At 30.9% G+C, this 7,744-nt stretch carries 9 protein-coding genes; all 9 read right to left on the bottom strand.

Features of this window, described 5'->3' with window-relative positions; translation table 11 throughout:
- Positions 1-271 precede the first annotated feature (271 nt).
- The gene (locus tag ABH966_RS17900; RefSeq protein ID WP_370080721.1) at positions 272-778 is read right to left on the bottom strand and encodes a PCI domain-containing protein; all 507 of its coding nucleotides are present in this window, start codon (positions 776-778) and stop codon (positions 272-274) included.
- Between the two features lie 321 nt (positions 779-1,099).
- Positions 1,100-1,606, bottom strand: coding sequence for a hypothetical protein (locus ABH966_RS17895; protein ID WP_370080719.1), 507 nt, complete (start codon positions 1,604-1,606; stop codon positions 1,100-1,102).
- A gap of 235 nt (positions 1,607-1,841) precedes the next feature.
- On the bottom strand, positions 1,842-2,453 hold the full coding sequence (locus tag ABH966_RS17890; protein ID WP_370080717.1) for a pentapeptide repeat-containing protein: 612 nt from the start codon (positions 2,451-2,453) through the stop codon (positions 1,842-1,844).
- Between the two features lie 650 nt (positions 2,454-3,103).
- The gene (locus ABH966_RS17885) at positions 3,104-3,592 is read right to left on the bottom strand and encodes a hypothetical protein (protein ID WP_370080715.1); all 489 of its coding nucleotides are present in this window, start codon (positions 3,590-3,592) and stop codon (positions 3,104-3,106) included.
- Positions 3,593-4,098: 506 nt separating this feature from the next.
- Positions 4,099-4,644, bottom strand: coding sequence for a hypothetical protein (locus tag ABH966_RS17880; protein WP_370080713.1), 546 nt, complete (start codon positions 4,642-4,644; stop codon positions 4,099-4,101).
- 549 nt (positions 4,645-5,193) lie between these two features.
- A complete protein-coding gene (locus tag ABH966_RS17875) occupies positions 5,194-5,448 on the bottom strand; it encodes a hypothetical protein (RefSeq protein ID WP_370080711.1) in 255 nt (84 codons plus the stop codon).
- Between the two features lie 67 nt (positions 5,449-5,515).
- The gene (locus tag ABH966_RS17870; protein ID WP_370080709.1) at positions 5,516-6,019 is read right to left on the bottom strand and encodes a hypothetical protein; all 504 of its coding nucleotides are present in this window, start codon (positions 6,017-6,019) and stop codon (positions 5,516-5,518) included.
- A gap of 14 nt (positions 6,020-6,033) precedes the next feature.
- On the bottom strand, positions 6,034-7,218 hold the full coding sequence (locus ABH966_RS17865; RefSeq protein WP_370080707.1) for a pre-toxin TG domain-containing protein: 1,185 nt from the start codon (positions 7,216-7,218) through the stop codon (positions 6,034-6,036).
- Positions 7,218-7,340, bottom strand: a complete 123-nt coding sequence (locus ABH966_RS17860) for a hypothetical protein (RefSeq protein ID WP_370080705.1) — start codon at positions 7,338-7,340, stop codon at positions 7,218-7,220. The genes ABH966_RS17865 and ABH966_RS17860 overlap by 1 nt, the downstream gene beginning before the upstream one ends.
- Positions 7,341-7,744: the final 404 nt, after the last annotated feature.

Genomic DNA, 7,744 nt, shown 5'->3' with positions numbered 1-7,744 from the left:
CCTAGTGACGTTAATGACAGAATTGCCAAATTTACCAATTCACCAACAACCAGAGATTTTAAATAATTACATGCCTTGGTCGAAAAAAATCCAAGTCACATGTGCAAAATAGCCATCTATCCGAAAAAATAGGATAGATGGCCATTCGTCGTGCGTACCGAGAAGGTGCGCTTATTTTTTATATTTCGGGCTTACTTTTTAACAAACAATTGAGACCAAATTAACTAATCAGGTTTTCTACAAACAAATAAAACCTTTTTATTTCGCTATATTATATTTCTATTATTGTTTCGGAAACCTTTGTTCCATATGCAAGATTTTCCACCCAAAACATTCGTTGTTCTGCCCCACCGATATTTATACCAAAATAAAAGGATGGGTCTATAAATAATTCTTGGCCATTATTTAAGTTTAATTGAATACTATCACAAATAATTTGTTCCCTATTGCTTACTTCCAAACCATAAATGATAATACTTTTAACAGTATTTTTAGTAGACATAGAATCTGTCAATACTATTTGATTTACTGAGGTTTTACAAGGTTGCATGTCCTCATCAATTTCAAATTTGTATCGTATTGAATCAACTATATTAACACTAAGTTTTGAATATTGATCCATGGATTCAAGTTCTAAAAATTGTTCCCCAACTTCAAAATAATAAAAACGCATATCTGGATAGAAGTTTGCAATACCATCTTCAATATCGACAAAACCAACTAAGTAAATATCTTGAATCGAACTATTCTTAAAGATATCTGTAAGTTTTTCCAACATAATAACTCTCCTTTTATTAAGGACAAATTGAATACCAATATCCATACCCTTACTCGTTTCTCATAGAGTAACAAATTCACCATTCTGTTTGGTCACAACTGTCATAGCATTGCCCCAATATATAACATCAATTCCAATATCCTTTAAAAATTCATCGGATATCTGAAGACAATTCTGTGTATCCTCAGTTCCATTAAAATAGTGTTTCAAATAATTATTCATTGTTATCGCCACGAGCCAAAGATTTTCACTAGTTATTATGATTCTTTTGTAAAAAACTATTTCTCACCCTGCAAGATCAAAATAAGAGCATTTAACAATTCATTTTTCTATTTCTAGTATCAAACTTTCTAAATTTAAAATATCTTTATGAAATTCATTATTTAATACTCTTATTTCCTCGATATATAACTTAGATTTATTCACTACTACTGTTTTGAGGTTCTCATAACTAACTTGTTTATCTTTCCAAAACTGATGAATTAAATTAGGCATTTCTTTCGTCTCTATTGCCCCACTTCCTTCAGGTTTATCAGCAAAAACTTTACTTATTTTCACTATATTTTTTTCTTTTATTAGTTCAATCCAAATCTTAGGCTTTTCAATATCACTTATTAAAACATAGCTTTTAGTTTTCAAAATTAATAACGATTTTAAAAAATAATACAACCACCAATAAATAGAAACTGAAAATTCATCAATATCTTCGGGGATAAAAATACCATAGGTTTCATTATCAATTTCAAATTGAAAATATCCATCTGCCCCATTGAGCTCCATTTCCTCTACGCTATCATTTTTAAATATTTTGAAACTCATGTTGAACATCATTTTCCACCTTATTTAGTCATTTTTCTAATATCCTCAATTGTAAATTTGTATCTTCTATATACACCTACCAAATTGATCATCTTTTGTGTATTTCTTGTTCATATATATCCATTTTTCACTCTAATCACACTTAAATATGAAAGTTCTTTTTTGTACAAACCTGTAAGAAATTCAGAGTCAAGCGCTCATCTTCACTTAGTCAAACAAAGTTATATACCCTTCACTGCTAAGACTATCTATTTAAACTTTTATTTTGTATCCACTCTCTAGCTTTTTCCCCCAGTAAAATTATTGGATTTTCTTGAGTACCGATATTGATGCTTTTAATAAAAGCTTCCTCTAAACCTTTAATACCTACTAATGTTGTCCCTTTTAGCAAAGTCTCTTCAAATGAAGATGAACTAATGTCTACATTTTTTAAATTTGCATTTTGAAAATCTGTAAGATCTAAGGAACAAGAAATTAGCTTTGAATTCTCTAGATTGGTGTTTAAAAAAATTGCTTCAGAACAATCTGTTTTAGCAAATCTTGCATTTTGGGCATTTGCATTTGTAAAATCTGCGTAAGATACATCTGCTTTATAAAAATCAGCATTTACTATATTTGTATTTTTAAATGTTGATGAACATAACAATGATGAGGACATATCACTACTACTTAGATTCATGCCGTCAAATTTGCACGCAGTCAAATATGCTTGATTTAAAGGATATCCTGTTAAATCAAAGTCTTGAAAGTCTATTTCATCGACACCTAGCTTTTTACCTTGTTCACCTATTGTTTCAATCCAAACTCTATGTAATTTTAAACGTTCTATTATCTCTACGTGGTTAAATATCTTCAACTGTTAGCACCGCCTTTGACTACATTGTCTGAAGCTCCTGTATCTTTTTACTTTCTTAAATTATTCCATGTTCTGGAGTTAGATATCTTATATCACATATTACATTAGCTAATTCAAAAATTATTTACCTGTGTTGATATTTATTATAATCAACAGTTTTAGCTATTTTGACAGCTACTTCTAATTGTTTTATCTTTACGTTCTCAACTATTTCATTTGCTTCTTCATCCCAATCAGGTCCATATATTTTTAAATATTCCGCGAAGTCCAATAATATCTTTTCATTATATAGTCTTATTTCAATTAGCCTTTGATATGTCTTAAACATAATTTCAATAGGCAAAATGAAATCTTGTTTATCTTTTTTTATAATTTGTTCTAAAAGTTTACTATCTGTAGTGTTAATTAATTCACTGTTAAAATTTTCAATCGCAGAATTAAATTTTAACTCTGTCTCTCTAGTCTCTCTTTTATTTAAATTTGTCCAATCATAATTTAATAAGTTAATAATTTCCTCAGTACTCTATAATAATCCCATGAAACCTCACCTCTATTTTAAACGGTAATAATTAATATACTAAATGAACCATTATTTAACTTCATACAATTATAGCCGATTTTTTTCGCCGTTACTTTAAATACAAATACAATTACAATTGCTCATACATAGTAATAGAAAGCCCTAATTCACCCATAATTTCATTCCCTATTTCAATAATAATATTTTTATTTGGAAACAATTCTTTAACCCTTTTACCCCAAAAATATATTAATACCTTAGAAAATTCATCAATTATTTTATCATTCTCCATAGACTGATTATAACTACCGATAAAGAAATCACCCAAACTTCTACTATTTACCCATTGTTCGATTTTAATTTTATCGCCATTAAACTGTTCTTCGAGTCTTCTAATTCTCTCAAATGCATTTTCTCCTTCTGCATCTAACAAATCTGAAATGAAAATATACCCATTTATTTCAATTATATCAGGACAGAGTGTATACGCTATTGCTAAAAAATCATCAATACCACAGCAATTTGCTGAATGATTAAATAGACTTACTCCCTTTTGCTCCTCGAATTCCTCAAATATTTGATTATCAACAATACCTTTATTTAATTTATAACTTGCCATTTAGTCACCCTCCAAACTCTTTTTTAATAAAATCGGTCGCAGCCCCATCCAACTTATATTCCTAAAAAAACTCTTTTCCTGCAGGATTTTAAATACTTAACTCGTTGCCTACTTAAATCATTAGCTTTCCATTTTTCCATCATAACCAAACCGAATACATATTTTTCGTTAGCTGTTTTATAAATACTATCTGGTTACTATTTAGAGGTCTATCCATTATCCTTCAAACTCTTAAACGACTTTGAGTTTATTTCATTAGTGTGATTTAAAATTCATGTGAAAGAATTCCCCCATACCCTTAAATTATAAAACCACGCTACTTTAAAGAAATGGTGGCAGTTGAATTTTCCAACTACCACCATTTTATCATTCATTTAATTTAATTTACTTTACACAAATTTATTAACAGATTCCTTGAAATCTCCATTGTTTCAATAGTTACTCATTTAAATTAACATTTTTTCCTTGATGATTCCTACTGATTTCTTGACTATACATGGCAAAGTTCAAATCAAATAATCCGCTTTTTTTAACATTACTACATTTGCAGGCACTAGAAATTCACGACTCTTAGAAACTTTTTCGTCGCCTTCTGTGTATGAACATGTTTCACAATATTTATACAAATTAATACCCTCAATATCAGATAAAATTCTAAGATGATCACTTTTACATTGAAGGCATACTGTTGAAGAGACGAATGTTATAATATCTTTTATTAGATTTGATAACCTGCGACAAATTTCAATTTCTGATTTAGGTGGTAGGTTAATATAACTACTAATAATCAAATCAAAATCATCACCAGTCGCACCAATAACATACATTTCAGGTTCAATTGTCATAACATATTGGAAATATAATTTTTCATCCTCTGTATTAATTTTATTGTTATTTTGGGAATGATTCAGAAAATGCTCAATAGCTTCTTGATCATTTCTTATTATTTCAATTAATCGGAGTAAAAAGGAGGTCAAATCCATCTTCTGTTTTTCTGAAAATAGTCCCAAAGCTTCAGACCATAATATATTCATTCCTCTATTTTTATTCATATTCCACAACCTTCGTTAAAATTTATCTATCAAAAATGAAAATATTATTTTGGTGCAGGCACTGGATATGTAGTAACTAAACTATCGCTTTTATCAGTTATTATTTGTATCCATGTAGTTTCATTATTTCCTACTCCTTGGATATTTGGTTTTACAGTACCTACAACTTGTTCTGTGTTAGCTATATGGGAATGGTACCTTGAAGTTTCTAAAACAGTAAAAGGTGATTGAATAGTTAAGTTGTCCTTGTTAGTAAAATGTCATCTCCCGTATTCCGGCTCTTATTGCTTGATTATAAAAATAGCACTCTTTGATGGTCTAGCCTTTGAATTATTTTTTCAGATACATGATCTGCAAACAAGTCAACCATGGGTTTCATGTTATACATTATATTTATCGCCATAAGCTATGGCGCTCTCGTTAGTTATTGGCTACACTATAAATTTTTTAAATCATTAATACCATATTTCGTAATAGTACAACCTTCATAATTACATCTGTTTGAATTAAGTTATATGAATCATAGATAAAATACCTCTCACAGAAATTTCACGAGTAATTTACAAACTTTAGTATTTCATTATAATCGAAATCACCATATCCTCCATAATTTCTCAGAATTGAAAAAATACAATATTCTATTTGTTCCTTATTTACCATTGTAAAAGCTAAAACCACTTTATTACCGTATTTCTTTATTAATTTATCTCTTATACGATAAAAATTATATAATAAAAATTCATAATCTTCTTGAAATACTAAAATACCTCTATTCTTTAGCAGTTCAAAGAAATCAACTGTCAAATAATCTGTTTCCTTTGAAGTTGTTAAATTAGAGTCTAAGGCATTTAGCCAATCAAGGTTATAACAATTAATTATTAGTGATTATATAGCATACATTAAACAATATTTTTTTATTTTTTAAATCTTGAATAAAATTACTAAGTGATATAGTGCCTTGAATAATCTCATAATCACCACCCTGATATCTAGCTAAAAACATTAAGGTATTACTTGGAGATTGTTTAATTAAAAAATCTAATATTGCTACAAACTCTTCCGAATATTCTTTATGAATAACTAATGGAGTTAAGTTATAAATAACATCCTCATCGTCAATCCAAAAAGGAATAGGTAATTTTTCTGACTCTATTTCAAAATCAGAGGTACAAAGTAAAAATGCATTTTTAATCCCATTATCTTCTTTAACTAATGAGTACCAAATTCCTTTTGTTTGACTCATAAAATTCCATGTACAATCCAACCTCAAAACCATTTTATCGTCCACTTCATTTATTACTTCTATAAAAGAGAGAAATGGAATCGGTAATGGTTTATTTTGATTAACCACTAATATATTTATTTCAAATGACATAGCTATCACCTTTCTTACGGTAGAAAATCGTTTATATTCCAATTAGTATCAAACGAAGTCTTTCCATCTCTAGACATTACTCTGATTGTACCATCTGAACTTAGATGAATATCAGGATTATTACCCACCTTTTTCATAGAGTCTTTATACGGAGAGTTTTTATTGGTAAGGTCTTTAACTATATCCTGTTTCACTTGGTGGAACTCCCCTTTCTTCAAGTCAAACTTCCTCTCTATTTCTTTAGCTGAGTAGTTTTTAAAATCTTTACCCGTACCCTTATCAATTTTCTTTATATATTCTCCAAGTTCTTTTAGATCCTTCTCAGTGACTTCAACTTTTGGAGTCTTTTCATCTATCTTAGAATTACTATTTGGTATATTATTATTATTTGGAACATCATTTTTTTTGTTATTACCTGTATGCGTTTTTTTACTGTCTTCTATTATATTTGTTGTTTTTTTATAATATTTAACTGTGTCATATCCTGCATCCAACGCTTTAAATGGCTTAGATGTGGGCAACATAGATAGTCCTGCTAGTACCCTTTCACCAGTTGTGGATTTAGGGTCAATAAGAGTAACAATATCTTCAAACAACAAGCTGAATATAAATCGTTCTACTATAGTAGGTTTGTTTTGGGGTAATGTATGATGCCCAGCACCCACTACTGATTGTAAATCCTTTAAGGTTGTTATCGGCTCTCCAGCATGTACTGAATTTCTATCTCCGTTTGATACTGACTGTCGTTCTTTTAAGTATTTCTCCAGTTCTGCTTCATCTACGATTTTTTTCCCAGTTTGTTTAGCTTGCCCAGTAATTAAGTCTTTTCCAGTGCCCATTTCATATAAAGCTTTAACGTTTCCAAAAACAGGAATACAATTTAACCCCATAGAAACTAGTTTAAGATTTTGGGCTTTTTCATACTTTTTGACTTGTTTGACAGCAGCTTTTGACGCATTGCTGGCCTTTTTAGTTGCTTTCTTAACAGCTGCTTTCTTCGCTGTAAGTACTGCTTTTTTCGCAGCCCGTTTAAACTTCTTGGCCAATTTTCTCTTAGATAGCCCATTTTTGAGCTTCCTAGCCTTTGTAAAAACCTTTCCTATTGCTTTTTTAACATTCCTAACAGCGGGAATACAGCCAAGGAGGCTGCCTATCGCTCCAAAAAAACCTATACTCTTACTTTTCCCCTTCTTCGCCATTAAGCACCACCCCCACCAACAGGGATACTGCCCATGACGTCTAGGGCAGATTCAAGGTCTGCTCCGTCTTCTGGTGCATTGGACATGGACACAGGTGCTTTGTTCGAGCCTTCCATTGTCACAATCTGCCCCTGCATATCGGTGTTGCCGTCAAGAACGATACTGCTGGAGCTACAGGTTAAATGCATGGATTCTGTAGCACTCATGGAAATGCTTTTCCCTGCAAAGGTGATTGTATCATTGGCTTTTAGTGTAAGCGGATGTTTACTATGTACTTCTACTCCGCTTCCCTGATCAAGCTTTAGGAAAACGGCGCCTTCCTGTGCGGTAAACGTCACCGATTGTGGGTCTAGCTTGATGTCCTTGCCTCAGTATGACGTTTTAGGATCGGCTGTTTTTTTGTTAGGAGTCTCCCTTTCGTTCACTGTAGCGGACAAAGCTACTTCTTATCGGTGAAATAGAAATGGTGGCAGTCAGACCTTCCAACTACCACCACTTTAATTTGTTCAAAATAGATTTCCACTGA

It is taken from the genome of Lysinibacillus sp. RC46 (assembly GCF_041262385.1).
In the GTDB taxonomy this organism is placed as follows: domain Bacteria; phylum Bacillota; class Bacilli; order Bacillales_A; family Planococcaceae; genus Lysinibacillus.
The sequence above is the reverse complement of the archived record's forward strand: the minus strand, read 5'-3'. Positions and strand labels throughout refer to the sequence as shown.

What these genes read in the sequence shown, in the direction of transcription:
- ABH966_RS17900 (WP_370080721.1), bottom strand. Translation starts at nt 778, where the DNA reads ATGTTGGAAAAACTTACAGATATCTTTAAGAATAGTTCGATTCAAGAT.
- ABH966_RS17895 (WP_370080719.1), bottom strand. Translation starts at nt 1,606, where the DNA reads ATGTTCAACATGAGTTTCAAAATATTTAAAAATGATAGCGTAGAGGAA.
- ABH966_RS17885 (WP_370080715.1), bottom strand. Translation starts at nt 3,592, where the DNA reads ATGGCAAGTTATAAATTAAATAAAGGTATTGTTGATAATCAAATATTT.
- ABH966_RS17880 (WP_370080713.1), bottom strand. Translation starts at nt 4,644, where the DNA reads ATGAATAAAAATAGAGGAATGAATATATTATGGTCTGAAGCTTTGGGA.
- ABH966_RS17870 (WP_370080709.1), bottom strand. Translation starts at nt 6,019, where the DNA reads ATGTCATTTGAAATAAATATATTAGTGGTTAATCAAAATAAACCATTA.
- ABH966_RS17865 (WP_370080707.1), bottom strand. Translation starts at nt 7,218, where the DNA reads ATGGCGAAGAAGGGGAAAAGTAAGAGTATAGGTTTTTTTGGAGCGATA.